Here is a 25,532-nt window from a genome sequence, read left to right as displayed (position 1 = left end):
TCGCTGGCGGCCTCAGGCTCGGCGGTTGTGCGGGACGGCGAAACATCTTACATCACAGGCTAATTCCACACAGATTGCATGACCGCGAAGGAGACGCCGATGCTGCGCGATGACATCAATAACGCCGTCAAAGAGGCGATGAAGGCCAAGGACGAGCGCAAGCTGTCCACCCTGCGCATGGTCAATTCGACGTTGAAGAATGCGGACATCGAAGCCCGTGGACAGGGCAAGCCGCCGCTCAGCGATGACGACGTCCTCGGCGTGCTGCAGAAGATGATCAAGCAGCGGCAGGAATCGGTCGAACTCTATGACAAGGGCGGCCGAGCCGAACTCGCCGATCAGGAGCGCGCGGAAATCGCGGTGATTTCGGCCTATCTGCCGAAGCAAATGTCCGAAGACGAAGTGAAGGCCGCGATCAGCGCCGTGATCTCGGAAACCGGCGCCGCCGGCATGAAGGACATGGGCAAGGTGATTGCCGCTTTGAAGGCTAAATACGCCGGCCAGATGGACTTCGGCAAGGCCAGCGGTCTGGTGAAGGCTGCACTGACGGGCTAGTCGGCTGATTACGTCTTGCAACTCGCGTTTCCCCAATGGGCAGCGCGAGTTTTCTTTCGCCCTGATTATTCGGTTGTTGCCGACCCTAAGTCTTCGCTACGCTCCCATTCAAAACTCGGGGAAGAAACGCGAAGGCCAACCGACATGCTTCTTGAGACCAGCAGCTACGACGATCTGTACCGGAATTTCCGCTGGGAGGTTCCGGAGCGGTTCAATATGGCAACGGCCTGCTGCGATCGGCATGCAAATGGCGCTGACAATCTCGCACTGATCTATGTTGACGAGAGCGGCGCCACGCAGCGGCTGTCGTTCGACGAGATGAGCGCCCTCTCAAAGCGCTTCGCCAGTGTGCTGAAGGCTGACGGCCTGCAGCGTGGCGATCGCGTCGCCGTGTTTCTCTCGCAATCCGTCGAGTTGCCGATCGCTCACCTCGCGGCATTCCGATCAGGTCTCGTCTCGGTGCCGCTGTTCACGCTGTTCGGTGAAGACGCACTGGAATTCAGGTTATCCAACAGCCATGCGAAAGCCGTCATCACCGATGAAAGCGGCTGGGACAAGCTGACAAAGATCCGCGATCGCTTGCCGCATCTGCAGGACATCTATGTCACCAGCGGAACGATCCATGCCGGCGCAAAGCCGTTCTGGCAGGCCATCGAGGAAGCGTCGGAAGATTTTGCGACCGTCGACACCCGCGCCGACGATCCCGCCATTATCATCTACACATCGGGCACCACCGGAAACCCGAAAGGCGCGCTGCATGCGCATCGCGTGCTGCTCGGCCACCTGCCGAATGTGGAAATGGCCCATGACTTCTTCCCGAAGCCTGGCGATCTGATGTGGACGCCGGCGGACTGGGCGTGGATCGGCGGGCTGTTCGATGCGCTGTTTCCGGCGTGGTACCACGGCGTGCCGATGCTCGGTCATCGTGCCAAGAAATTCGAACCGCAAGCGGCGATGCAACTGATGGCGGATCACAACGTCCGCAACGTCTTCCTACCGCCCACGGCCTTGAAATTGATGCGGCAGGCCAACGTCAAGCATGACGGTGTGAGGCTGCGCAGCATTTTCACCGGCGGAGAATCCCTTGGCGCCGAATTGCTCGACTGGGTGCGTGCGACGTTCGGCGTCAATGCGCACGAGATCTACGGCCAGACCGAATGCAATCTCGTGGTCGGTAACAATTCAAGCCTGTTTCCGATCAAGCCCGGCTCCATGGGCAAGGCGACGCCGGGCTTCGACGTCTGCATCATCAACGAGCAAGGCGAGGAATTACCGCGCGGCGAGCGCGGCATCATCGGCGTGCGGGCACCGAACCCCTGCATGATGCTCGAATACTGGAGCAACCCGGACGCGACGACGAAGAAGTACGCCGGCGGCTTTCTGCTCACCGGTGATCTCGGCGTGCAGGATAACGACGGCTATTTCTGGTACGTCAGCCGCGAGGATGATGTCATTACCAGTGCGGGTTATCGCATCGGTCCATCGGAAATCGAGCACACGTTGTTGAAGCATCCAGCAGTGGCCATCGCTGCCGTTGTCGGCATTCCTGATCCGATACGCACCGAAGCCATCAAGGCCTGGATCGTGCTGCGTCCAGGCCATGAGGCGAGCGATGCGCTCGCCCGGGAGATTCAGGATTTCGTCAAGGTGCAACTCGCCGCGCACGAATATCCGCGCCATATCCAGTTCACCGATGCTTTGCCGCTGACAGCAACCGGCAAGGTGCTGCGGCGTGAGTTGCGCGCGCTGGGCTAGCATTGCAGAGTCGGTGTCGCTTCACACGGAAGCGACACCGGATGCGATCCAGACGGCCCTGTCGTGGATTTACGAGGGAATCTTGATTCCCAGCTTTTTCAGAGCTTCCAGCATGCGCACCGGCGGCTCCATCTTGATGGACATCGTGATGCCCGTCTCGAGCAGGCTCTTGAGATTGGACAGGATCGCAGGCCAGCCCATGCGGCCGCCGGACAGGATATCGTCATCGATCGGCCGGTCGTTGGCCTGCGTCATCGTCAGGCGGACGGAGTCGCCCGCCTGCTCGACATCGTAGGTCACGAGCGTCGAGCCGAGCTTTTCGACAAGTCCTGGCCAGTTCACATCCCACGTCACGGTCAGCCGGCGCGGCGGATCGCATTCGACAACTTCGCCCGTAATGTGATCCGATCCGTCCGGCGCCTTAACGCGGAACTGGCCTCCGACTTTCAATTCGACTTCGACGCCAAAGCTTGAAAAGTACTTCTTGCTGAATTCTGCACGCGTCAGCGCTTCCCAGACTTTGTCAGGCGTGGACGCGATGTAGATCGTGTAGACGACCGTCGGCTTAAAGGCAGCGATGTCAATCATGCTTCGACACTCCGAACATCGACGCCGGGAGGAAGCGGCAACAGTGAATGACCGACTTCCAGCAGGCTCTTGAGATTGGAAAGGACCACCGGCCAGCCCTGGGAAACCGTCAGGAACGATTGGCTGCCGTCCTCGAATTCGTCATGGGTCACGACGAGCTTGACGACCTTGCCATGCGGTTCGATGTCGAACGCGACGCGCGAGGGACGTTCATGAGCGAATTCAGGGGCGCATGGCATCCACGAGTAAGCAAGACGGTACGGCGGATCCGATTCGAGCACTTTGCCTTCGACGCTTTTGCTTCCCTCCTTGAAGAATTTGTAAGGCGATCCGACGCTCCAATCCGCGTTGACGCGGTAGCCGAACCAATAGAGTGCGGTGAAATCACTCGATGTCAGCGCTTGCCACAATTTTTCGGCGGTGGTCTCGATAAAGGTCACATAGACGAATTCCGGCTTACTCATCACGCTTCTCCAATTGCCGTTTCAATTCGCTGAGCGCGGCGAGCTTGCCGCGCTCGAATTTCTTGATCCACCGCTCGCCGATCTCATGGATCGGCAACGGGTTCAGGTAGTGCAGCTTTTCGCGGCCGTGCTTGATCGACGTCACAAGATTGGCCGCTTCCAGAATCGCGAGGTGCTTGGTCACGGCCTGCCGCGTCATGGCGAGGCCGTCACAGAGTTCGAGCAACGTCTGTCCGTTGCGGGCATGAAGCCGGTCCAGCAGCGAGCGTCGTGAAACATCGGCCAGCGCCTTGAAGACCTCATCCATGGTCGAAATAATAGGCAACCAAATGGTTGCCTGTCAAGTAATGCCGAGAAGGAACTTCAGACAGCTTGCATTTTCGCAAAGCCTCATCCTTTGATGCGGCACAGCATTGGAAACATCATGTCACTTCAGCTCTATCTCGCTTATGTCGCCGCCTGCATTGCGCTGGCGATTCTCCCCGGCCCGATCGTCACGCTCGTGATCGCCAACGGTTTGCGCTACGGCACACGCGCCGCGCTCACCAACATCGCGGGCGCGCAACTCGGGCTGGCCATCGTGATCGGCATCATTGCCGTCGGCCTCACGTCACTGATGGCGACGATGGGCTACTGGTTCGAATGGGTGCGACTGGCCGGTGCAGCCTATCTGGTCTGGCTTGGCATCAAGCTGATCCGCACGCCTGCTCTGCTCGGCTCCGACGAGAAACTTCCGCCGCCGCGTGGAGGCTTTTTCCTGCAGGGCTTTCTCGTGCTGCTCAGCAATCCGAAGGTGCTGGTGTTCTTCGGCGCGTTCATCCCGCAATTCGTTGACATGCAGCGCGATCATCTTCCTCAGGTGATGCTGCTCGGCATCACCTTTATGGTCATCGCGGCATTATCTGATGGCTTATACGCGTTGCTGGCGGGCCGCGCCGGCAAAATTCTCTCCGCGCGAAGGGCGCGCCTGATTTCGCGCATCTCGGGCGGGTTCATGATCGGCGGCGGCATCTGGCTGGCGTTGTCGCGTGCACGATGATGCCGCTGGGCTCAAGCCCATTACGCCACGCCGCGCGTGCGATCCTTCCAGTACGGCGCACGCAGCGCCTTGCGATCGATCTTGCCGAGACCAGTCACAGGAATCACGTCGACGACATCGATGGTCTTCGGCGACCATGGCGCGCCGCGCTTGTCCTTCACATGCGCCTGCAACTCCGTCACGCCGGTCGCCGCGCCGGTTTTCAGCACGACGAACGCCTTGACCGCCTCGCCCCATTTCTCGTCAGGAATGCCGATCACCGCGGCTGAAGCCACCGCCTGGTGGGACATCAGTGCGTCCTCCACTTCGCGCGGATAGATATTGAATCCGCCGGAGATGATCATGTCCTTGGTGCGATCGACGATATAGAAATAGCCTTCCTCATCCTTGACCGCGACATCGCCGGTGTGCAACCAGCCGCCCTTGAACGTGTCGGCGTTGGCGTCCGGACGTTTCCAATAACCGTCCATCACCAACGGACCGCGCACGCAGATTTCGCCCGGCTCGCCGACACCAACCTCGCGCATCTCTGCATCGAACAATTTGACCTCGACCATCGGGCTTGCCCGTCCGCAGGAGCCGAACCTGTGCGGCTTCGTCTCGTCATGGTCGCACTTGCGCATTGACGTGATCACCTGCGGCGCCTCGGTTTGCCCGTAGAGTTGCACGAACACCTTGCCGAAGATCTTCATGCCCTCGAGCAAGCGATCCGGCGACATCGGTGCCGCGCCATAGATGATTGTTTCGAGCGATGACAGATCGTGGCGCGCGCGCAAATCCGCGTTATCGATCAGCGCATAGATCAAGGTGGGCACTAGGAATGTCGCGTTGATCTTCTCCGCGGCAACGACGCCTGCGTAAACTTCAGGCTCGAAGCCCTGCACCAACCGCATCAGGCCGCCGCGCATCATCACTGGGAACAGCGTCACGCCGGCGGAATGACTGATCGGTGTGGCGGCGAGGAAGCGGATGTCCTGCGGCCAATCCCAATCCCCGAACATCAGCAAGGTCATCGTCACCAGGGCGCGGTGAGACAGCATGACACCCTTGGAGCGGCCGGTGGTACCGCCGGTATAGGCGAGAAATGCAATTTCATGCGCGGCACTCTCATCCACAAGCGGCGCAGGCGCGACGCCATCGAGCACGGGGATGATATCGCGAGCGCCGTCCATCGGGCCGAACGAGAACAGGTGCTTAAGACCGGGGACGCGCGCCTTGATCGCCAGCCCGCGCGGGGCGAACTTGCCCCCCTCGACGATCAACACATCGATTTCCGCATCCGCGATGATGAAAGCATGATCATCTTCCGCGGCCATCGGATGTAGCGGCGTGTAGCGCACGCCCATCACCAGCGCGGCACAGATCGCCGCCCACGCTTCAGCACGGTTGCTGGAGAGGATCGACAGCGCGCTGCCCTTCGTGAGGTTAAGCGACCGGAACAGGGTGATGAAGCGGCCGACCACCTCGCCGAATTCTGTGTAGGTCCACCGCACGCGGCCATCCGCGATGGCGGGCCGGTCCCCGAACCGGGCAATCGCGTTGACAATCAACCCGCCGATCGCGCCGCCGGAATGGATCTGGCTCAAATCCGGCGTATTCCCCGCTGAGTTCATTAACCTGTCTCCCGCCCCGTACCGCGTCTTGTGTTCCCGCGCGGCTGGAAACCAGATTAGGGGGCGCTCGGCGGGTGTCAAATATGTGCAAATGGCATGAATTTCAGGCCCCTCCGCCTTTGACGCGCCGCAGCGCAAGGGCTATGTCATAGGCTTATGACAACATCCGAAAATTCCTCAGCCTGGCCGGACCTCAAACCGACCGCGCTCCTCGTGCTCGCCGACGGCACCGTGCTGGAAGGCTTCGGCCTCGGCGCGGAAGGCCAAGCTGTGGGCGAAGTCTGCTTCAACACCGCCATGACCGGCTATGAGGAGATCCTCACCGATCCGTCCTATGCCGGGCAGCTCATCACCTTCACTTTCCCTCATATCGGCAACGTCGGCACCAACGACGAGGATATCGAGACGGTGAATATGGCGGCGACGCCGGGTGCACGCGGAGTGATCCTGCGCGCATCGATTACCGATCCGTCGAACTACCGCGCGACCAAGCACCTCGATCAGTGGCTGAAGGCGCGCGGCATCATCGGCCTGGCTGGGATCGACACCCGCGCGTTGACGGCGCTGATCCGCAGCAAGGGCATGCCGAACGCCGTGATCGCCCATTCCAGGGACGGCAAGTTCGATCTGCACGGTCTCAAGGAAGAAGCCCGCGAGTGGCCGGGCCTCGAGGGCATGGACCTTGTCCCGATGGTCACCAGCGCCCAGCGTTTCGACTGGAACGAGACGCCGTGGCAATGGGACAAGGGCTTCGGCAAGCTGGACAAGCCGGAATTCAACGTCGTCGCGGTCGACTACGGCATCAAGCGCAACATTCTGCGATTGCTCGCAGGTGAAGGCTGCAAGGTCACGGTGGTCAACGCCAAGACGCCCGCCGAAGACATTCTGGCGATGAAGCCGGATGGGGTGTTTCTGTCCAACGGTCCCGGCGATCCGGCTGCGACCGGCGAATACGCTGTGCCGGTGATCCAGAAAGTGATCGAATCCGGTACGCCGACCTTCGGCATCTGCCTCGGTCACCAGATGCTCGGTCTCGCCGTCGGCGGCAAGACCATGAAAATGCATCAGGGCCATCACGGGGCCAATCACCCGGTGAAGGACATGACCACCGGCAAGGTCGAGATCACCTCGATGAACCACGGTTTCGCCGTGGACAAGACCACGCTGCCGGACAATGTCGAGCAGACCCACATTTCGCTGTTCGATGAATCCAACTGCGGCATCGCGCTGAAAGACAAGCCGGTGTTCTCGGTGCAGTACCACCCGGAAGCGTCACCGGGCCCGCGCGACTCGCACTACCTGTTCAAGCGCTTCGCTGAGCTGATGCGCGAGAAAAAGCGCGCCTAACGAAAAAATCCTCTCCCCTTTGGGAGAGGATTGCCTTCTCTGCGCGCGGTGCTCTTAAGACGCCGTCGCGCTCAGTTCAGCCCAGTCGAACTCCTCTTCCAGCCGGTGAAATGCATCGTCACCGATTTCACCGGAATTGCGCATCTCAAACAGCACACGCCGCGCTGCACTGATCGCCTGACGGCGCAGCGGATCCGCTGGGAGCTCACTCGACGTGATGCCATCGGGATCACTTTCCGCCTTGTCGAGCATCTGCCGGTATTCAAGCCGCAGCATCTCTGCCTCCGCGGACGTGTCGCCATCGATGGCTTCGAGCGCGGCATGAAACGCCGCGCGGCGCGCCCAGCCGACTTCATGCGAAACGGGATCATCATCTTTGAGCGCGAGCCAGCCAATCAGCGGTCGCAGCGTCACGCCATTGATGACCAGCGTGCCGAGCACCACCGCGAAGGCGCACAGCAGGATCAGGTTTCGATGCGGGAAACCTTCCGGCAGCGCAAAGGCCGCCGCCAGCGTCACGATCCCGCGCATCCCGCACCAGGACACAAGGAGCCCGCCTTTAAAGGTCGGTCGCGACAGCGTCTCCCGGCGCGGTTTGTAGCCGAAATGACGGATCGCGGCCCGCAGCACCGTGTTGTAGCTCATCACCCAGGCAACGCGTGTCACGATCACAGTCACCAGAACGGCGCCTGCAACGATGCTGTATTGCCAGCGAAGGGAGGTATCAAACCCCTCCCAGATCGGACGCAATTGCATGCCGATCAGAATGAAAGCGAGAACATTCAACAGAAAAACCGACGTCTCCCACACCGCGTAGGAGGGGACACGGATGCGGGCCGGCGTGTCGGCTGGTGCACTCCGCGCAAGCGTCACCGCATAGACGACGATGGTCAGGATGCCGGACAGGCCCATTTGTTCGGCCAAGATCCACACCACGAATGTGCCGACGAATTGAACGATAATAACGGTTGGAACGTCCTTGATGGACCGATTGATCACCAGCGCGGCGCGGCCGAGCACGAAACCGACAATCAAGCTGCCAAAAACCGCAGCGGCAAGGGTCGGCGCCACATGGCTCATTTTGAGCGACGACGCCATGGCCGCCCCCACCGCCACGCGGTAAATCAAAAGCGCGCTGGCATCGTTGAGCAGGCTTTCGCCCTCAAGAATTTTCATGATCCTGTAGGGCAGCTTCACGCTGCGGAGCACGGTCGTCGCCGCGGCGGCATCCGGCGGCGCGACGATGGCCCCGAGCGCGATCGCTGCGGCCAGCGGCATGTCGGGTACAAGCCAGCGTGTGACCACGGCAACGGCCGCCGTGGTGGCCGCCACAGCGACCACCACCAGCGTCGCCACCGGCAGCCAGTTGTCGCGCAGATCACGCATCGAGGTGTCGAACGCGGCATCCAGCAGCACGGGCGCAACGAACAGCGCGAGCGCAAGATCAGGCTCAAGCGTCCAGGCCGGCGAATTGGGAATGAATGCGATGACAATTCCGCCGAGCGCCAGAAATGTCGGATAGGGAACGCCGACCCGCCGCGCAAATGCGGAGAGCAGCATTGCCCCGATCAACAAGCCAACCATCCATTCAAAATCGTGCAAAGTATTCGGCTCCCCTAAAATACCATTCAAGCTTATTCGATCAGATGAACAAGACAAATGGTTGCCCTCGTGGTGCGGCAAGCTGTCTGTTCGCCGACCCACGGGCCAAACAAAAACGCCCGCTTTTTGAGCGGGCGTTTGTAAAATCGATCAAATGGAGATCAGGCTTCGTTGCCGCCTTCCTGACGGCTTGCCTCGAACAAGAACCATGTCCGCCGCTCGGTGGCGTCGATGAAGTTCTCAAGAATGCTGGCGGTGGCCGAGTCGTCGTATTTGTCGGCAACCTCGTGCGCCTTGCGCATCGCGACCACCATCTGCTTGTTGTCATTCATCAGCTCGCGCAGCATCTCGCGCGGCGGAACGAACTGCTCATCATTGTCCGAGATGGTCTTGAGCTTGGCGAGATGGCCGACCGAACGCAGCGTCGTGCCGCCAATCTTGCGGACACGTTCCGCGAGTTCGTCGATCGAAGCGAAGATGGCATCGGCCTGTTCGTCGAGCATCAAATGGTAATCGTGGAAGTGACGTCCGCTGACGTGCCAGTGGAAGTTCTTGGTCTTGATGTAGAGCGCGAACGCGTCTGCCACGAGCGGATTGAGCGCCGCGGAAATCTTGTCGACCCCCTCCTGGGACAGATCGGTGGGTGTATCGAGTTCGGGCGAGACTGCATTCTTGTTTTTGCTCACGGCTAACCTTCCTGTTAGGACATCTAAGACCATGTAGATCGTGGCGATGGACACAAATCGCCAGACCCGTTAACGCATCCTACACCCGCCGGTTCCTCAACCGGAACTCAAATCATCCGGAACAGGCCGATGGAAGACTGGATCGATTATTACGATTCAACCCATACGATTTATGTCAGCAAACTGCACCGGGACGTGCATTTTCGCGTCATCGCCAATGACATCATCCGTCACATTCCAGCGCCCGATGCGGTGGTCCTCGACTATTCCTGCGGCGAGGCGCTCTCAAGCCCGGATGTCGCGGCCAAATGCGGACACCTGATTTTGGCTGAACCCGCACCCGGGGTTCGCGGCCGCCTGACGGCCCGATTCAAGCAAAATCCGAAGATCACGATCCGCTCGCTCGACGAATTGCAGCAGCAGCCGGATCGAACGATTGATCTCGCGGTGATCAATTCGGTGGCGCAGTACATGACGCCGGACGAGTTGGACAAGACCCTCATATTGATGCGGCGAATTTTGAAGCCCGCCGGCCAACTGGTGCTGGGCGACATTTTGCGTCCGGACGTCGGCGCTCCAGCCGATGTGATGGCCCTGCTCAAGCTCGCAGCCAAGAATGGCTTCCTCACCGACGCGCTCTGGGGCCTCGCACGCACCGCGCTTTCCGACTACTGGCAATTGCGGCAGAACATCGGCCTGCAGCGTTACGCAGAAGCGGACATGATCGCGAAGCTCGAGGCGGCGAGCTTCAGCGCCACCCGTGCACCGGTCAACATTGGCTATAATCCGGCACGAATGACCTTCGTGGCGACCCGGTCCGACTAAGGTCACGGCCCTCTCAATTGTCGGTCAAATCTGACAAATTCCGGCAACGGCGCATTAAGACTGTTAGCGGCCCGCGCTGGGCAATCCGGCCCCGGCTGGCTAACGTTCCGCCATGGCCCGGTGGCGGAATGTCAACGCGGGGGCGCCGCAAACGCTTCATATCCTGGTTCAAGTCCAGGCTGGGCCTCCAACCTCCCCTCGGATATCGCCGGCAAGGCCGGAAAAGCCGGTTGATTAATGGCTTAAAAGCCTTTCCCGCCTGCAAAATCTGGTTTAAAGACACCCCGCGCGCAAGGACAACCTAGCGCTATGGCTCGAGGGACGCGCGGATGCGCGCCCTTTTTTTGTGCCCAGTTTCCTGCCCGTGAGACTTAATGCCTAAAAGAACCGACATCTCGACGATCCTCATCATCGGCGCCGGCCCCATCGTGATCGGCCAAGCCTGTGAATTCGATTATTCCGGCACCCAGGCCGTGAAAACCCTGCGTGAGGAGGGCTACCGTATCGTCCTCGTCAATTCCAACCCGGCCACCATCATGACCGACCCGGAATTGGCCGACGCGACTTACATCGAGCCGATCACGCCCGAGATCGTCGCCAAGATCATCGAGAAGGAACGCAACGTCATTCCCGGCGGCTTTGCCCTGCTGCCGACCATGGGCGGCCAGACCGCGCTCAACTGCGCCTTGTCGCTGCGCCGCCAGGGGACGCTGGACAAATTCGACGTCGAGATGATCGGCGCCACCGCCGACGCCATCGACAAGGCAGAAGACCGCGGCCGTTTCCGCGAGGCGATGACCAAGATCGGTCTCGAAACCCCGCGATCGATGCAGACCAAGACGCTGCCGGACGCGCTGCGCATCCTCGACGACATCGGCCTGCCCGCGATCATTCGCCCCTCGTTCACCATGGGCGGCACCGGCGGCGGCATCGCCTACACCAAGGCCGAGTTCATCGAGATCGTCGAGCGCGGCATCGACGCCTCGCCGACCGACGAAGTGCTGATCGAAGAGTCAGTGCTCGGCTGGAAAGAGTTCGAGATGGAGGTTGTCCGCGACAAGAAGGACAACTGCATCATCGTCTGCTCCATCGAGAACCTCGATCCGATGGGCGTCCACACCGGCGACTCCATCACCGTTGCTCCGGCGCTGACGCTGACCGACAAGGAATACCAGATCATGCGCGACGCCTCGCTGGCGGTGCTGCGCGAGATCGGCGTCGAGACCGGCGGATCGAACGTGCAGTTCGGCGTCAATCCTGCCGACGGCCGCATGGTGGTCATCGAGATGAATCCGCGTGTGTCGCGGTCATCGGCGCTGGCCTCCAAGGCAACGGGCTTCCCAATCGCAAAGGTCGCAGCCAAGCTCGCGGTCGGCTACACGCTCGACGAAATCGCCAACGACATCACGGGCGGCGCGACACCGGCATCCTTCGAGCCGACCATCGATTACGTCGTCACCAAAATTCCACGCTTCGCTTTTGAGAAATTCCCCGGCGCCTCGACCACGCTGACCACGTCGATGAAGTCGGTCGGCGAAGTCATGGCGATCGGCCGAACCTTCCAGGAAAGCCTGCAGAAGGCATTGCGCGGTCTAGAAACCGGCCTCACCGGGCTCGATGAAATCGAGATCGAAGGGCTCGGCCAGAGCGATGACAAGAACGCGGTTCGTGCCGCTCTGGGCACGCCAACGCCGAATCGCCTGTTGCAGGTCGGTCAGGCGATGCGGCTTGGCTGGTCGAACGAAGATATCTTCACGTCGTGCAAGATCGATCCGTGGTTCCTTGCCGAGATGCGCGGCATCATCGACATGGAGAACAAGATCAAGGCCAACGGTCTGCCGGCCAACGCCTATGGCATGCGAACGCTCAAGGCGATGGGCTTCTCCGACGCCCGCCTCGCCGTGCTCGCGGGCAAGACCGAGGCCGAGGTGAAGGCAGCGCGCCGTGCACTGGATGTGCGCCCCGTGTTCAAGCGCATCGACACCTGTGCCGCGGAATTCGCTTCACCCACCGCATACATGTACTCGACCTACGAAGCGCCTTTTGCGGGTGCAACTGCGGACGAGAGCGCACCGTCCGACAAGAACAAGGTCATCATCCTTGGCGGCGGGCCGAACCGGATCGGCCAGGGTATCGAGTTCGACTACTGCTGCTGCCATGCCTGCTTCGCGCTGCATGACGCCGGCTATGAAACCATCATGATCAACTGCAATCCGGAAACGGTGTCGACGGACTACGACACCGCGGATCGCCTGTACTTCGAGCCGCTCACGGCCGAAGACGTGCTGGAGATCATCGACACCGAGCGAACCAACGGCACGCTGCATGGCGTGATCGTGCAGTTCGGCGGCCAGACGCCGCTGAAGCTCGCGCATGGCCTGGAAGCCGCCAACGTACCGATCCTCGGCACTTCGCCGGATGCCATCGACCTTGCGGAAGACCGCGATCGCTTCAAGCGCATCCTCGACAAGCTGAAATTGAAGCAGCCCAAGAATGGCATCGCTTATTCGGTCGAGCAGGCGCGCCTCGTTGCCGCGGATCTTGATCTGCCACTCGTCGTGCGCCCGTCTTACGTGCTCGGCGGCCGAGCGATGCAGATCATTCGCGAGGAATCGCAACTCGGCGATTACCTGCTCGGCACGCTGCCGGAACTCGTGCCCGCTGATATCAAGGCACGCTATCCGAACGACAAGACCGGTCAGATCAATACCGTACTCGGCAAGAACCCGCTGCTGTTCGACCGCTACCTGTCGGACGCCACGGAGGTCGACGTCGACTGCCTGTGCGACGGCAAGGACACGTTTGTTGTCGGCATCATGGAGCACATCGAGGAAGCCGGCATTCACTCCGGCGACTCAGCCTGCTCGCTGCCGCCGCATTCGCTCGATCCTTCCGTGATCGCTGAGCTTGAACGGCAGACCCGCGAACTCGCGCTTGGCCTCGATGTCGTCGGCTTGATGAACGTGCAGTACGCCATCAAGAACGGCGACATCTACGTCCTCGAAGTCAATCCACGCGCGTCACGCACGGTGCCATTCGTCGCCAAGGTCGTCGGCATTCCGGTGGCCAAGATCGCCGCGCGCATCATGGCCGGTGAGAAGCTCGCCGACTTCAAACTGAATCCGCGCAAGCTCGAGCACGTCGGCGTCAAGGAATCCGTCTTCCCCTTCGCGCGTTTCCCGGGCGTCGATACCGTGCTCGGCCCCGAGATGAAATCGACCGGCGAAGTGATGGGTATCGACCGGTCATTCGCTGTCGCTTTCGCCAAAAGCCAGCTCGGCGGCGGAACCCGCGTGCCGCGCAAGGGGACAGTGTTCGTCTCAGTACGCGAGACAGACAAGGCGCGCATTCTCGACGCCGTCAAACTGCTGTCGTCGCTCGGCTTCAAGGTGATCGCGACATCAGGCACCCAACGTTTCCTCGTGGAAAACGGCGTTCCTGCCGAGAAGATCAACAAGGTGCTGGAAGGCCGGCCGCATATCGTCGATGCGATCACCAATGGCGAGGTGCAACTCGTTTTCAATACCACCGAGGGGCCACAGGCGCTGGCGGACAGCCGTTCGTTGCGGCGCGCTGCCCTCTTGCATAAAGTCCCGTATTACACCACTCTTTCGGGGGCTTTGGCTGCCGCACAGGGTATCCGGGCTTATCTGGGAGGGGACCTCGAGGTCCGCACCCTGCAAGGCTACTTCTCCGATCTTTAGAATTATTAAGATGAGCATGATGCCGAACTGCGATGCGGCTTTCGGTTACATCATGCTCTAACTAGTTAGAGACGATCAGATTTTCGGTCTTGGCTTCCTCCCGATCCGAGACCGGAAATGTAAGCTGTAATTGAGATCCGGCGCGATAAAGTGAGAGCTGTGACGGGAACCGGCCCGTCGGGATGATGTTCTCTTTCCTTGCCCTTGGCTATCGAAGGCCATCGAAGACCGGTCGGGCAAAACCAGAATGTTTCGTGTGCCGAAGGCTGGGATCACCGCACGAAATTGAAGGATGAAGACGAGATGGTTGATAAGGTACCGATGACACAGGCGGGTCATGCCGCGCTGGAAGTTGAATTAAAGCAGCGTCAGTCTGTCGACCGTCCGCGCATCATCGAGCAGATTGCCGAGGCGCGCTCGCATGGCGACCTGTCGGAAAACGCAGAATATCACGCCGCGAAGGAAGCACAGTCACACAACGAGGGCCGCATCGCAGAGCTTGAAGACAAGCTCGCGCGCGCCGATGTCATCGATGTGGCCAAGCTCTCGGGCGATACGATCATGTTCGGTGCCACCGTGACATTGATCGACGAGGACACCGAGAAAAAAGCCGTCTGGCAAATCGTCGGCGAGCCAGAAGCCGACGCCAAGAAAGGCCGTATCTCCATTACCTCACCGCTGGCGCGTGCCCTGATCGGCAAGAAGAAAGGCGCGTCGGTAGAAGTGGTGGCGCCCGGTGGCGCCAAGGCTTACGAAATCGCCAGGGTCGATTGGAAGTAACGCGTCGACCATTGAATTCTATTGGTATCGGGAATGGCCGGGTTCGCCCCGGCCGTTTTTGTTTTAAGCTTCGCGCGGACAGCTGCGTTGCAGTACCGGACGCAAGCTGACGCGGAGGCGTGAATGCGACACTGCAAGTTGATGATCGTCATCATGACGGTGTGCACCGGCATCACCGGCGTTCTTGCGGCCGAACTGGACGTGCCGCCGCCCGGCAAACCCAAAGAGCTTTCCGTCTTCGTCAATCAGCCGAACTGCAGCCGCTGGACGGATGAATGCGTCACATGCACGCGGGAAACAGATACCGCCACCGCGCCGGTTTGCTCGAACATCGGGATCGCATGCCAACCGAAGGCGATCCGATGTCTGAGCCCGGATACGCCCAAGAGCGAGCCGAAGAGCGAACCGCAGAAGAGCGATCCCCCGAAGTAACGCGCGTCGCCAAAGACACCGCACAACACTCCGCGCTTCGAATTATTCCCACCCAAATCTGCAAATCGTTGTTGAATCTCGTTTGCTTGAAGCTTTGACTTGTCATCGCTGCGCGATATCAATTTAGCGAATCTCATTAAGGGGGAATGGATATGAACGATAAATTTCTGGACGCTTGGCGACCGCAGATTCTGAGCCTGTTTCGCATCGTCACCGGCCTGCTGCTGTTTCAATACGGCGTGGCCAAAATCTTCAAGTTTCCGGTACTGCCATACTTCGCCAATCTCCCGCCGCTGATTATCACCGCGGGTACTCTCGAACTCGTGCTTGGCGCGTTGCTGATGGTCGGCCTGTTCTCCCGCCTGTCTGCATTCATTCTGTCGGGCCAGATGGCGTTCGCGTACTTCATCGGTCACATGTTCAAGACCGGCACGCCGGTCTGGCTTCCGCTGAACAATGGGGGCACGCCGGCGATCCTGTTCTGCTTCGCCTGTCTTTACCTCGCCGCCGCCGGCCCCGGTCCGCTCAGCCTCGACGCGATGATGCGCCGCAAGAGCTGATTGGTGTTAGAGCTCGGGCTGCAGATCACGTCCTGATAAAGAAAATCACCGTCAATACCGCGCCGATGGTGACCACCGCGGCGCGGATTATTTTTGCAGGAATCCGGCGTGCGACACTGACGCCGAAGTAGCCGCCGAGAATCGAGGCCGCGATCGTCACCAAGGCCTGTGGCCAATGCACGAGGCCGCCGGCTATCAGTAACGCGGAAGAGACGACCTGAATCAAAAACGCGACAACGATCTTGGTGGCGTTTGACTTATGATAGTCGTCGCTGGTCACGATCGAGAGCGCGGCCAGCATCATGATACCGACGCCCGCGCCGAAGAAACCACCGTAAATCGAGACCACAGCCATCACGCCGTAGGCCACGAGCTTCGCAACGGTGTGCTGCCCCTTCGACCACGGCTCGACGATCTTGCGAATACGGTCTCCCAACGCAAACATCACCGTCGCGACGAGAAGGAGCCACGGCACCAGGGGACGAAAGCCACCGTCGCCGATCCAGATCAGCAACAGCGCGCCGCCGACGCCCCCAAGCAACCCGAGGATCGCAAATGGAATCATCTCGCGATAATGCAAACGGACTTCGGAGCGATAGGCTGCCACGCTGGCGAGATTGGCGGGCGTCAATGCCACCGCGCTCGTGGCGTTCGCATCGAGGGTCGGCAATCCGCTGGCGACGAGAGCGGCGAAGGTCACGAACGTGCCACCACCGGCAAGAGCATTTATCGTGCTGGCAGCGAATCCCGCAGCCGCCAGCAACGCGATCTGAAACAGAGTCACGGCAATCCCTTAACGCGAGTGGGCGCTCGTGTCCCTGGGGGAAGCGCCCGGCACCGGGCTTGTAGAACAGGTTCCCATCAAGGCAAACGCCCCGGTGCGTTGATGCACCATGCGAAAACGAAGCACCTTATGTGGCGTCGAAGGTGTCTCAGCCGTGGGGCGTCTTCAGCTCCAACGGCACATCGGGGGCATTCTTGGAATTATGCAGCACGAGGGAGGTGCGCACATTGCGGACATGCGGCGCGGCCGTCAGATGCGAAACAAAATTCTGGAAGGTTGCCATATCCGGAGCGACGCATTTCAGGATGAAATCGACCTCGCCCGACAGCATCCAGCATTCGCGCACCAGCGGCTCCTGGCGGACGAACTCCTCGAACGCCCGCAAATCCGCATCCGCCTGGCTGGAGAGGTGCACAGAAGCGAACACCGTCACGTCAAATCCGAGCAGTTGCGGGTCCAGCAGGCCTCGATAACCGCGGATGTAGCCAGCTTCTTCCAGCGCCCGAACGCGGCGCAGGCAGGGTGGCGGGGAAATGCCGGCCCGCTTCGCCAGTTCGACATTGGTAATTCGACCGTCGGCCTGGATTTCGCTGAGAATCTTCAGGTCGATTTCGTCGAGGTCTTTTGACACGTGTAATCTGGTCCCCAGCAATCTTCTAGTGTCCCGGTTCTAACGTTCGCACTCACTTTGCAGCACTCTCGTTTGCGAACGTTAGAACCAGAAGGGACACTAGCAACTTGATGAAACTAGTGCGCTTTTGGATTTGACGTTCGTAATCAGGACTCGCCGCGACGTTGATACGAACGTCAAATCCAGCGCACTAGCTATCCCTATGCCCGGATTCGCAAATACTTTTAGCCACTGGAAATGGTTCGCGCAATTTTATTTCGCGTCTGCGGCAACCTACGCTCTGCTGGGGAAAATTTTCTGATATGGGTTGCGTATCTTGCATGGCTCGCCAAATGACCTAGACTTGCCTTTGACACTTTCGACGCCCCAGCGATGCCTTTGCGGGCATTTCCCGCCTCTTCGCTGACCATTCCACCCCCGAAGCCTCCAAGGTCGGATTATGGCCGCTCCTATTCATGCCAAAGTCGTCATCATCGGTTCAGGTCCTGCCGGTTACACCGCCGCCATCTATGCGGCCCGCGCCATGCTCGAGCCGATCCTGATCCAGGGCATCCAGCCTGGAGGACAGCTGACGATCACCACTGATGTGGAAAACTTCCCCGGCTTTGCCGATGTGATCCAGGGCCCCTGGCTGATGGAGCAGATGGAAAAGCAGGCGGCCCATGTCGGCACCAAGATCGTCACCGACCACGTCAATAAACTCGAGCTTGGCCAGCGCCCGTTCCGGATCAGCTGCGACAGCAGCGACGTTTATCTAGCCGAAGCCGTGATCTTTGCTACCGGCGCCCAGGCGCGCTGGCTCGGGTTGCCGTCGGAAGAAACGTTCAAGGGCTTTGGCGTCTCCGCTTGCGCCACCTGCGACGGCTTCTTCTATCGCAACAAGGAAGTCATCGTGGTCGGCGGCGGCAACACCGCAGTCGAGGAAGCATTGTTCCTGACCAATTTCGCCTCCACGGTGACGTTGGTGCATCGCCGCGACACTTTGCGTGCCGAGCGCATCCTGCAGGATCGCCTGTTCAAACATCCCAAGATCAAGGTCGTCTGGGACAGCGAGATCGAAGAGATCTGCGGATCAGATAACCCCTCGAAAGTCACACACGTGCGACTGAAGAATCTCAAGAGCGGCGCTGTGACCGAGCAGGCGGCCGACGGGGTGTTTATCGCCATTGGCCATGCGCCGGCGACTGAGCTTGTCAAAGGCCAGCTCAAGCTCAAACCGTCCGGCTATGTCGAGATCGCTCCACACTCCACCGCAACCTCGATCCCGGGCGTCTTCGCCGCCGGCGACGTTGCGGACGAAACGTACCGTCAGGCGGTCACGGCAGCAGGGCTTGGCTGCATGGCGGCTCTCGAAACGGAACGCTTCCTGGCGCACAGCGCCGTCGAACGCGCAGCAGCGGAATGATTTGATGTCACGAACACGCGACGGATTCAGCGACATGGATTGGGACAAGCTAAAGGTTTTTCACGCGGCAGCAGAAGCGGGGAGTTTTACCCACGCCGGCGAGCAACTCGGGCTCTCGCAATCAGCCGTCTCGCGCCAGGTCAGCGCGTTGGAACAGGAACTTTCCGTGTCGCTGTTTCACCGACACGCGCGCGGGCTGATCCTGACCGAACAGGGCGATTTGCTGTTTCGGACCGCGCATGACGTCTTCATGCAATTGCAAGCTGCCCGCGCCAAGCTGACCGACAGCCGTGAACGGCCCAGCGGCGATCTCAAGGTCACAACAACGCCAGGGGTCGGCATCAATTGGCTCATTCCGCGGCTCGGCGAATTCACCTCGCTTTATCCCGACATCCGCATCTCACTGATCGTCACTGACGAAGAGCTCGACCTGTCAATGCGTGAAGCCGATGTGGCGATCCGCACCCGCAAGCCGACGCAGCCTGATCTTATCCAGCGCAAGCTGTTCTCGATGGGCTTTCATGCTTATTGCTCGCCGGAATACATCAAGCACCACGGAACGCCACGCACCCTCGAAGAGCTCGACAATCATCGTCTGATCATTCTCAGCGATCACAATGTGCCGCAGCATCTGCAAAACAGAAACTGGCTGATCGAGGCTGGCCGGAACGGCGCGGGACTGCGTGAACCGTTCTTCAAGGTGAACAACGTGCTCGGTCTTGTTCGCGCATGTCAGCAAGGCCTCGGCATCGCAGCTCTTCCCGATTATCTCATTGAAGACACCAATCGTTTGGTTCAGCTGTTCGGCGAATCGGATTCGATTCAATTGGATACTTATTTTGTCTATCCCGAAGAATTGAAGTCGGTGGCACGCGTGCAGGTCTTCCGTGATTTCATCGTGAGCAAAGCGCAGCGCTGGCCTTCCTGAAACATCTGTTTGAGCCCGCATTCTCCGCATGACTGACATACCATGTTCGGCGTTGCCCGTATGGCGATGCGGGGCTCATACTGTTTGCATGCTGAGGGCTCGCCCGCACTTTGTCCCCCTCCTCCAGCGGCGCGGGAACTCAGTTATCCCTCTTGGAAGGTGATTGTGTCGGCCTCACGTGGCCAAAAACTAAATAAGCCGGGCCTTGTGCCCGGCTTTTTTTCTATTCGCATCTCTGCATGTGTCAGTCGTGTTACGAGCGTGGCAATTCTGACGTTCGTCCAGCAACAATATGAATGTCGTGCGGTTTTGGATCTGACGTTCGTATGACGCACCAGCGGTAAGTGCCGATACGAACGTCAGATCCACCGCACTAGAGACGTACGCGCGCCAAGCGCAATGCATTCGCGATAACACTCACGGAAGACAGTGCCATGGCTGCAGCACCAACCATCGGCGACAGCAAGAGACCGAAGATTGGATAAAGCACACCAGCCGCCACCGGTATTCCCGCGGCATTATAGACAAATGCGAATGTCAGATTTTGCCGGATGTTGCGCATTGTGGCTGTCGAGAGGCTGCGTGCTTCCACCAGTCCCATCAGGTCGCCACGCAACAGCGTGATACCAGCGCTTTCAATCGCTACGTCCGTACCGCCACCCATCGCGATACCGACGTCCGCGGCAGCGAGAGCCGGTGCATCGTTGATGCCATCTCCCACCATCGCAACAACACGTCCCTCGCCGCGCAGCCGGACAACAACGTCACTCTTGCGTTCGGGCAACACATCGGCTTCGACCTCACGAATGTCGAGCGCATTCGCCACCGCCCGCGCAGTGACGGCGTTGTCACCGGTCAACATCACGATCCGCAATCCATCGGATCGCAGCGCCTTCAGCGCCTGATGCGCGCTCGCCTTCACGGGATCGGCGATCGCGATGATACCCGCCGCAATACCGTCAATGGCGACAAAGATCGCGGTCGCGCCGCTCTCGCGATGCTGTTGCGCGGACGCCATCAACGATGCCGTATCGATATTCGATTGCTGCATGATCATATCATTGCCGAGCACCACCGATTTTCCATCGATTGATCCTGCTGCCCCCTTCCCCGCGGGTGAGGAGAAATCGCGCACGTCGCTCAGGACGAGCTTGCGTTCTGCAGCCGCGTTGAGGATGGCAAATGCCAATGGATGCTCGCTGGCGCGCTCGACACTTGCCGCCAGCCGCAAAAGTTCGTCTTCGTTGAAATCCGCTGTCGGAGCGACCGCCACAACTCGCGGCTTGCCCTCCGTGAGCGTGCCGGTCTTGTCGATGACCAGCGTGTCAACGCGCTCCATCCGTTCGAGCGACTCCGCATCGCGGATCAGGATACCCGAACGCGCACCACGGCCGACCCCGACCATGATCGACATCGGCGTCGCCAAACCCAGCGCACAAGGGCAGGCAATAATCAGTACGGTGACCGCTGCAATCAACGCGAAGGTCAAGCGCGGTTCAGGACCGAACGTGGCCCACGCCGTGAAGGCGAGAACCGCGACCGCGAGCACCAGAGGAACAAACCAGCCCGCGACCTGATCGGCAAGACGTTGCACCGGCGCGCGCGACCGCTGCGCCTTTCCAACCATGTCAACAATGCGTGCCAGCATCGTGTCGCGACCGACCTTGTCCGCGCGCATCACCAAGCCGCCATTCTGGTTGACGGTCCCACCGATAACGTGCGCGTCCACACTCTTCTTCACCGGCATCGCCTCGCCAGTCACAAGCGATTCATCCACCAGTGAGGTTCCCTCCGTGACCACACCATCGACCGGGATCTTTTCGCCGGGTCGAACACGCAACAGGTCTCCGACGGCAATGAGATCGATGGCGATATCCTCATCACCAGCCTTTCCGATCCGTCGAGCGGTCTTCGGTGCGAGCCCGAGCAATGCACGGATCGCTCCTGACGTTCGCGCTCTCGCACGAAGTTCAAGCACCTGTCCCAGCAACACAAGAACCGTAATCACGGCCGCAGCCTCGAAATAAACCGCGACCGTGCCGTGCATATCGCGGAATGCTTGCGGGAAAACCTGCGGCGCTAGGGTAGCCACGACGCTGTAGACGTAGGCGACGCCCGTCCCCATAGCGATCAGCGTAAACATGTTGAGGTTACGCGTCATCAGCGAGCGCCAACCCCGTTCGAAGAATGGCCAGCCCGCCCACAGCACCACCGGCGTCGCCAGCGCAAATGACAGCCAGTTGGACATCTGTGGTGGCAACAGGTGAATGCCGCCGAAGTGCGACGTCATGTCGATGACGAACACCGGCAAGGTCAATGCCAATGCGATCCAAAATCGCCGCGTCATGTCGATCAGTTCAGGATCGGGCTTGTCATCGAGGGAAATAGTTTCCGGCTCGAGCGCCATGCCGCAAATCGGGCAACTGCCGGGGCCGACTTGCTTTACCTCGGGATGCATCGGGCAGGTGTAGATCGTACCTTCCGGCACCTCCTCTACTGGAATTGCAGACTTCGGCTGCAGGAATTTTTCGGGCTCGGCCTCGAAGCGTTCGCGGCAGCGGCCCGAACAGAAGAAGTAGTCTTGCCCCTTATACGCGAAGCGATGTTTCGCCGTGGCGGGATCGACAGTCATGCCGCACACCGGATCGAGAACACGCACGGTCCCGTGATGATTGCAGCCGGCGTGACCCGGCTTGTCTGCATGGTGCGCGTGATGGTGCATGGCGTTGGCCGCATGGTGATGATCGCCGTGACCACCGTAGCAACTGCTCTCTCCGCCGTCTTCTTTGGTCGATCTCACCGGTCAATTCCTTGCTTGCATCATATACCCTATGGGGGTATATAGATCTTCATGCGACAGGAAATCAAGTCATCGTGCCTGAAAAGGCTGAAACGGATCGAAGGCCAGGTTCGCGGGCTCGCGGGAATGGTTGAGGATGATCGCTACTGCATCGATATCGTCACGCAGATCGCCGCAGCGCGAACGGCGTTGCGCCGTGTCGAGGAAGAAATCCTGCGTGATCACGTCGCGCATTGCGTCGAGCACGCCATCACATCCGGCGACAAGGCTGACCAGCGCCGCAAGATCGCGGAGCTGATGGATGTGGTTAGTCGCGTTGATCGTTAATCAGCGCGAAGCATGTTCCATGTCCCATGGTTTATTGCGCGTTAGCATTCCAATGCCGCGATAAATCCTTAAAAATTTATCGACCATTCGAAATCACACTTGTTTCAAGGTGTTCCGTTTCGGAAGCAGACGCGGCGTCGTGATCGAGCGCTCTGTTTTGGCACGCATGACGGTTTTCGCGAAGCTGATGGATTTACGCCTTCTTACGCAATAGTACGTAGTTATCGCACGATAACATTTTTGTACTCGTGTTGCGGACTGCCGGATGTTGAAAGTCTATAATTGTATCGCCACAGCTCACGACCTGTGGCTCGTTGGTCTTGCTGCCGTCATCTGCACACTGGCCTCGCTCGCTGCAATCAACCTGCTCCGGCACGCTCGTGCATCGAGCGGTCACATGCGCGGCGTCTGGTTGACCGTATCCGCGATCTCAACCGGCTTCGGCATCTGGGCCACCCATTTCATCGCCATGCTGGCTTTCTCCCCCGGACTTCCGACCGGCTACAATATTGCGCTCACTTTGTTGTCGCTCGCCGCGGCAATATTGCTGACCTGCGCAGGGCTCGCCCTGGCGATGAGTCCGAAGTGGCAGCTTGGCCCATGGCTTGGTGGCGCCATTGTCGGTGGCGGCATCGCCACGATGCACTACCTCGGAATGGCGGCTTTCGAGATTGAAGGCATCATCATCTGGGATCCAACGCTCGTCGCCGTGTCCATCCTCCTTGGCACATTGATCGGTGCGGTCGCCCTGCCTGTGGGACTTCACAAACAGGGTGACAAATGGAAAATCGCCGGCGCGTTGTTGCTCACTCTCGCGATCTGCAGCCATCACTTTACCGCCATGGGAGCGGTTGCGATTATCCCGGATCCCAACATCAAGATCTCACAGGCTGCCTTGCCGGGCGCATGGCTTGCCGTCGGCGTTGCCATTGCGAGCTTCACCATCATCCTGTTGTCACTCGCCGGCGTTGCGTTGGATATTCGCGAACAGCGCCGTGCTCTGCTTGAAGCCGACCGGATGCGCGGGCTAGCCAACGCTGCGGTCGAAGGGCTGCTGGTTTGCGACGATGATGTCGCTGTCACCGTCAACACCAGCTTCGCACAGCTCGTCGGATCATCCTCGGAGAAACTGGTCGGCACGAAACTCGAAGACCATGTGCCCGACGAAAGTGTCCGCGCAAAGCTGTTTGCCAATCTAGACCAGCCTGTGGAAGCGGACCTCCGGCACATCGACGGCACGACAATCCCGGTCGAATTGATCCTGCGGTCCATTGATTTCGCCGGACGCACACATCACGTGATCGCCGTCCGTAACCTTCAGGCGCGCAAGGAAGCCGAACAGCATATTCTCTATCTCGCGCACCATGATGCGCTGACCTCGATTCCCAATCGCGCAAACTTTCATGCGCGGCTTGATCAAGATATCGCAACCGCGCTGCAGAGCGGTCAGAAGCTCGCCGTGCTTTGCTTCGATCTCGACAGGTTCAAGGAGGTCAACGACTTGTTCGGCCATGCGGCCGGTGACAAGGTGTTGCAACACGTTGCGTCCCGCGTGACGAAGATACTCGACTCCACATGCATGGTGGCGCGTCTCGGCGGTGACGAGTTCGCGGTTCTTATTCCCGGGCTGACCAGCCCGACAGCCGCCGGCAGGCTTGCCGAAAGCATCCTCGACACCCTGAAGCCCGAAGGGGACGGCTCGGAGAACGATGTCATCTCGTGCAGCATCGGCATCGCCATCTGCCCCGACGATGCGAGCGATCGGGAAACTCTGCTGAATCACGCGGACACTGCGCTCTACCGCGCCAAAACCGAAGGCCGCGCCACCTATCGCTTCTTCGAAGCGGGAATGGGAGCCGCCGTGCGCGATCGCAGAATGCTCGAGCATGATCTGCGCCAGGCCGTTGCCCAGGGCGAGTTCTCGCTCGTCTATCAACCGCAGGAAGATATCGAAACCAAGGGTGTTGTCGGCTTCGAGGCGCTGCTGCGATGGAAGCACCGCAGCCGCGGTTGGATTTCGCCCGTGGTGTTCATCCCCATCGCGGAAGAATCCGGAGCCATTCTCGGCATCGGCGAATGGGTGCTGCGCGAAGCCTGCAAACAGGCGGCGAGCTGGTCACAGCCCCTGACGATCGCGGTCAATGTTTCAGCCGTGCAGATCTACAATGAACACTTCGTGCAATTGGTGCATGAAGTCCTCCTCGAAACCGGCCTCGCGCCGGGCAGGCTGGAACTGGAAATCACTGAAACCGCGCTGATCCGCGATCTCAACCGCGCGCTCACGACCTTGCGTCGCATCAAGGCGCTCGGCGTACACATCGCCATGGACGATTTCGGCACGGGATATTCGTCGCTCTCGAATCTGCGTGCCTTCCCGTTCGACAAGATCAAGATCGACGGCTCATTCATCAAGTCGGTCAACAACAACGAGCAGGCCGCCACTATCGTGCGGGCGGTGCTCGGCCTCGGACGCGGACTCGGCTTGCCCGTTCTTGCGGAAGGCGTCGAGACGCCGGCAGAGCTGGAGTTTCTGCAGGCGGAGCTTTGCAACGAGGTCCAGGGCTATCTGGTGGGCCGCCCTGCGGCGATCGGCAAATTCCGTGCAGTGACGCACGGCGAAGATACCGACATCGAAGCGGATCACGTGGAGCACGTTCTTCAGGCCAAGTCGGCGTAGGCGCAAGTCAGCCTAGCGTACAGCTCCGGA

The 25,532-nt window shown here is 59.9% G+C and carries 22 protein-coding genes and 1 tRNA gene; 14 read left to right on the top strand and 9 right to left on the bottom strand.

The window, feature by feature from the left end:
* Positions 1–99: 99 nt before the first annotated feature.
* Positions 100–555: a GatB/YqeY domain-containing protein gene (locus ACP0KA_RS14170; RefSeq protein ID WP_424629394.1), complete on the top strand. Its 456-nt coding sequence runs from the start codon at positions 100–102 to the stop codon at positions 553–555.
* 144 nt (positions 556–699) lie between these two features.
* Positions 700–2,310 (top strand): acyl-CoA synthetase, encoded by a 1,611-nt coding sequence (locus tag ACP0KA_RS14165; protein ID WP_424629393.1) that lies wholly within the window; start codon positions 700–702, stop codon positions 2,308–2,310.
* 69 nt (positions 2,311–2,379) lie between these two features.
* Here ACP0KA_RS14165 and ACP0KA_RS14160 read toward each other — a convergent pair whose 3' ends face one another.
* From ACP0KA_RS14160 to ACP0KA_RS14150, 3 genes are read right to left on the bottom strand one after another with little or no spacing between them, the layout of a single operon-like run.
* On the bottom strand, positions 2,380–2,898 hold the full coding sequence (locus tag ACP0KA_RS14160) for an SRPBCC family protein (RefSeq protein ID WP_424629392.1): 519 nt from the start codon (positions 2,896–2,898) through the stop codon (positions 2,380–2,382).
* Positions 2,895–3,362: an SRPBCC family protein gene (locus ACP0KA_RS14155; protein WP_424629391.1), complete on the bottom strand. Its 468-nt coding sequence runs from the start codon at positions 3,360–3,362 to the stop codon at positions 2,895–2,897. Before ACP0KA_RS14155 ends, ACP0KA_RS14160 begins: the two co-directional genes overlap by 4 nt.
* On the bottom strand, positions 3,355–3,669 hold the full coding sequence (locus ACP0KA_RS14150; protein WP_424631603.1) for an ArsR/SmtB family transcription factor: 315 nt from the start codon (positions 3,667–3,669) through the stop codon (positions 3,355–3,357). The genes ACP0KA_RS14155 and ACP0KA_RS14150 overlap by 8 nt, the downstream gene beginning before the upstream one ends.
* A gap of 117 nt (positions 3,670–3,786) precedes the next feature.
* Here ACP0KA_RS14150 and ACP0KA_RS14145 point away from each other — a divergent pair, with 117 nt between their 5' ends.
* A complete protein-coding gene (locus ACP0KA_RS14145) occupies positions 3,787–4,401 on the top strand; it encodes a LysE family translocator (protein ID WP_424629390.1) in 615 nt (204 codons plus the stop codon).
* A 20-nt stretch (positions 4,402–4,421) separates the two neighbouring features.
* On the opposite strand, the gene ACP0KA_RS14140 is transcribed toward ACP0KA_RS14145, so the two are convergent.
* Positions 4,422–6,014 (bottom strand): AMP-binding protein, encoded by a 1,593-nt coding sequence (locus tag ACP0KA_RS14140; RefSeq protein ID WP_424629389.1) that lies wholly within the window; start codon positions 6,012–6,014, stop codon positions 4,422–4,424.
* A gap of 156 nt (positions 6,015–6,170) precedes the next feature.
* Between ACP0KA_RS14140 and carA the strand changes: the two genes are divergently transcribed.
* Positions 6,171–7,361: a glutamine-hydrolyzing carbamoyl-phosphate synthase small subunit gene (carA, locus tag ACP0KA_RS14135; RefSeq protein WP_424629388.1), complete on the top strand. Its 1,191-nt coding sequence runs from the start codon at positions 6,171–6,173 to the stop codon at positions 7,359–7,361.
* A gap of 54 nt (positions 7,362–7,415) precedes the next feature.
* On the opposite strand, the gene ACP0KA_RS14130 is transcribed toward carA, so the two are convergent.
* Complete coding sequence (locus ACP0KA_RS14130) at positions 7,416–8,945, bottom strand: cation:proton antiporter (RefSeq protein ID WP_424631602.1); 1,530 nt, start codon at positions 8,943–8,945, stop codon at positions 7,416–7,418.
* A 179-nt stretch (positions 8,946–9,124) separates the two neighbouring features.
* A complete protein-coding gene (locus ACP0KA_RS14125; RefSeq protein ID WP_424631601.1) occupies positions 9,125–9,682 on the bottom strand; it encodes a Dps family protein in 558 nt (185 codons plus the stop codon).
* 96 nt (positions 9,683–9,778) lie between these two features.
* On the opposite strand from ACP0KA_RS14125, the gene ACP0KA_RS14120 reads away from it, so the two are divergent.
* The 6 genes from ACP0KA_RS14120 (at position 9,779) to ACP0KA_RS14095 (ending at position 15,950) form a co-directional block, all read left to right on the top strand.
* Positions 9,779–10,474, top strand: a complete 696-nt coding sequence (locus ACP0KA_RS14120) for a class I SAM-dependent methyltransferase (protein ID WP_424629387.1) — start codon at positions 9,779–9,781, stop codon at positions 10,472–10,474.
* 114 nt (positions 10,475–10,588) lie between these two features.
* Positions 10,589–10,664: transfer RNA gene (locus ACP0KA_RS14115), tRNA-Cys, on the top strand.
* 184 nt (positions 10,665–10,848) lie between these two features.
* Positions 10,849–14,178 carry a carbamoyl-phosphate synthase large subunit gene (carB, locus tag ACP0KA_RS14110; protein ID WP_424629386.1) on the top strand — a complete coding sequence of 1,110 codons (3,330 nt, stop codon included), beginning with the start codon at positions 10,849–10,851 and terminating at the stop codon, positions 14,176–14,178.
* A 303-nt stretch (positions 14,179–14,481) separates the two neighbouring features.
* Positions 14,482–14,958: a transcription elongation factor GreA gene (gene greA, locus ACP0KA_RS14105; RefSeq protein WP_424629385.1), complete on the top strand. Its 477-nt coding sequence runs from the start codon at positions 14,482–14,484 to the stop codon at positions 14,956–14,958.
* Between the two features lie 123 nt (positions 14,959–15,081).
* Positions 15,082–15,390 (top strand): hypothetical protein, encoded by a 309-nt coding sequence (locus ACP0KA_RS14100; protein WP_424629384.1) that lies wholly within the window; start codon positions 15,082–15,084, stop codon positions 15,388–15,390.
* 152 nt (positions 15,391–15,542) lie between these two features.
* Positions 15,543–15,950: a DoxX family protein gene (locus ACP0KA_RS14095; RefSeq protein WP_424629383.1), complete on the top strand. Its 408-nt coding sequence runs from the start codon at positions 15,543–15,545 to the stop codon at positions 15,948–15,950.
* Between the two features lie 25 nt (positions 15,951–15,975).
* Here the strand turns inward: ACP0KA_RS14095 and ACP0KA_RS14090 are convergent, their stop codons facing one another.
* Positions 15,976–16,734: a sulfite exporter TauE/SafE family protein gene (locus ACP0KA_RS14090; protein WP_424629382.1), complete on the bottom strand. Its 759-nt coding sequence runs from the start codon at positions 16,732–16,734 to the stop codon at positions 15,976–15,978.
* Between the two features lie 148 nt (positions 16,735–16,882).
* Complete coding sequence (locus ACP0KA_RS14085; RefSeq protein ID WP_424629381.1) at positions 16,883–17,365, bottom strand: Lrp/AsnC family transcriptional regulator; 483 nt, start codon at positions 17,363–17,365, stop codon at positions 16,883–16,885.
* 439 nt (positions 17,366–17,804) lie between these two features.
* Here ACP0KA_RS14085 and trxB point away from each other — a divergent pair, with 439 nt between their 5' ends.
* Together trxB and ACP0KA_RS14075 are read left to right on the top strand one after the other, a co-directional pair.
* A complete protein-coding gene (gene trxB / locus ACP0KA_RS14080) occupies positions 17,805–18,770 on the top strand; it encodes a thioredoxin-disulfide reductase (RefSeq protein WP_424629380.1) in 966 nt (321 codons plus the stop codon).
* Positions 18,771–18,774: 4 nt separating this feature from the next.
* Positions 18,775–19,698 (top strand): LysR family transcriptional regulator, encoded by a 924-nt coding sequence (locus tag ACP0KA_RS14075; RefSeq protein ID WP_424629379.1) that lies wholly within the window; start codon positions 18,775–18,777, stop codon positions 19,696–19,698.
* Between the two features lie 373 nt (positions 19,699–20,071).
* Here ACP0KA_RS14075 and ACP0KA_RS14070 read toward each other — a convergent pair whose 3' ends face one another.
* Entirely contained in the window at positions 20,072–22,420 is a 2,349-nt protein-coding gene (locus tag ACP0KA_RS14070) for a heavy metal translocating P-type ATPase (protein ID WP_424631600.1), read from the bottom strand.
* A 129-nt stretch (positions 22,421–22,549) separates the two neighbouring features.
* Here ACP0KA_RS14070 and ACP0KA_RS14065 point away from each other — a divergent pair, with 129 nt between their 5' ends.
* The gene (locus tag ACP0KA_RS14065) at positions 22,550–22,825 is read left to right on the top strand and encodes a metal-sensitive transcriptional regulator (RefSeq protein WP_424629378.1); all 276 of its coding nucleotides are present in this window, start codon (positions 22,550–22,552) and stop codon (positions 22,823–22,825) included.
* A gap of 265 nt (positions 22,826–23,090) precedes the next feature.
* The gene (locus ACP0KA_RS14060) at positions 23,091–25,502 is read left to right on the top strand and encodes a bifunctional diguanylate cyclase/phosphodiesterase (protein WP_424629377.1); all 2,412 of its coding nucleotides are present in this window, start codon (positions 23,091–23,093) and stop codon (positions 25,500–25,502) included.
* Positions 25,503–25,532 lie beyond the last annotated feature (30 nt).

The sequence above is a fragment of the Bradyrhizobium sp. SYSU BS000235 genome (genome assembly GCF_049747295.1).
Lineage (GTDB): Bacteria > Pseudomonadota > Alphaproteobacteria > Rhizobiales > Xanthobacteraceae > Afipia.
The sequence above is the reverse complement of the archived record's forward strand: the minus strand, read 5'-3'. Positions and strand labels throughout refer to the sequence as shown.

Excerpts from the sequence above, each read along its gene's own strand:
- ACP0KA_RS14165 (WP_424629393.1), top strand. The coding sequence starts at position 700 with ATGCTTCTTGAGACCAGCAGCTACGACGATCTGTACCGGAATTTCCGC.
- ACP0KA_RS14130 (WP_424631602.1), bottom strand. The coding sequence starts at position 8,945 with ATGGTTGGCTTGTTGATCGGGGCAATGCTGCTCTCCGCATTTGCGCGG.
- ACP0KA_RS14150 (WP_424631603.1), bottom strand. The coding sequence starts at position 3,669 with ATGGATGAGGTCTTCAAGGCGCTGGCCGATGTTTCACGACGCTCGCTG.
- ACP0KA_RS14155 (WP_424629391.1), bottom strand. The coding sequence starts at position 3,362 with ATGAGTAAGCCGGAATTCGTCTATGTGACCTTTATCGAGACCACCGCC.
- ACP0KA_RS14075 (WP_424629379.1), top strand. The coding sequence starts at position 18,775 with ATGTCACGAACACGCGACGGATTCAGCGACATGGATTGGGACAAGCTA.
- trxB (WP_424629380.1), top strand. The coding sequence starts at position 17,805 with ATGGCCGCTCCTATTCATGCCAAAGTCGTCATCATCGGTTCAGGTCCT.
- ACP0KA_RS14170 (WP_424629394.1), top strand. The coding sequence starts at position 100 with ATGCTGCGCGATGACATCAATAACGCCGTCAAAGAGGCGATGAAGGCC.
- ACP0KA_RS14145 (WP_424629390.1), top strand. The coding sequence starts at position 3,787 with ATGTCACTTCAGCTCTATCTCGCTTATGTCGCCGCCTGCATTGCGCTG.
- ACP0KA_RS14070 (WP_424631600.1), bottom strand. The coding sequence starts at position 22,420 with ATGCACCATCACGCGCACCATGCAGACAAGCCGGGTCACGCCGGCTGC.
- ACP0KA_RS14160 (WP_424629392.1), bottom strand. The coding sequence starts at position 2,898 with ATGATTGACATCGCTGCCTTTAAGCCGACGGTCGTCTACACGATCTAC.
- ACP0KA_RS14095 (WP_424629383.1), top strand. The coding sequence starts at position 15,543 with ATGAACGATAAATTTCTGGACGCTTGGCGACCGCAGATTCTGAGCCTG.
- greA (WP_424629385.1), top strand. The coding sequence starts at position 14,482 with ATGGTTGATAAGGTACCGATGACACAGGCGGGTCATGCCGCGCTGGAA.
- carB (WP_424629386.1), top strand. The coding sequence starts at position 10,849 with ATGCCTAAAAGAACCGACATCTCGACGATCCTCATCATCGGCGCCGGC.
- ACP0KA_RS14125 (WP_424631601.1), bottom strand. The coding sequence starts at position 9,682 with ATGGTCTTAGATGTCCTAACAGGAAGGTTAGCCGTGAGCAAAAACAAG.
- ACP0KA_RS14065 (WP_424629378.1), top strand. The coding sequence starts at position 22,550 with ATGCGACAGGAAATCAAGTCATCGTGCCTGAAAAGGCTGAAACGGATC.
- ACP0KA_RS14140 (WP_424629389.1), bottom strand. The coding sequence starts at position 6,014 with ATGAACTCAGCGGGGAATACGCCGGATTTGAGCCAGATCCATTCCGGC.
- carA (WP_424629388.1), top strand. The coding sequence starts at position 6,171 with ATGACAACATCCGAAAATTCCTCAGCCTGGCCGGACCTCAAACCGACC.
- ACP0KA_RS14060 (WP_424629377.1), top strand. The coding sequence starts at position 23,091 with ATGTTGAAAGTCTATAATTGTATCGCCACAGCTCACGACCTGTGGCTC.
- ACP0KA_RS14120 (WP_424629387.1), top strand. The coding sequence starts at position 9,779 with ATGGAAGACTGGATCGATTATTACGATTCAACCCATACGATTTATGTC.
- ACP0KA_RS14100 (WP_424629384.1), top strand. The coding sequence starts at position 15,082 with ATGCGACACTGCAAGTTGATGATCGTCATCATGACGGTGTGCACCGGC.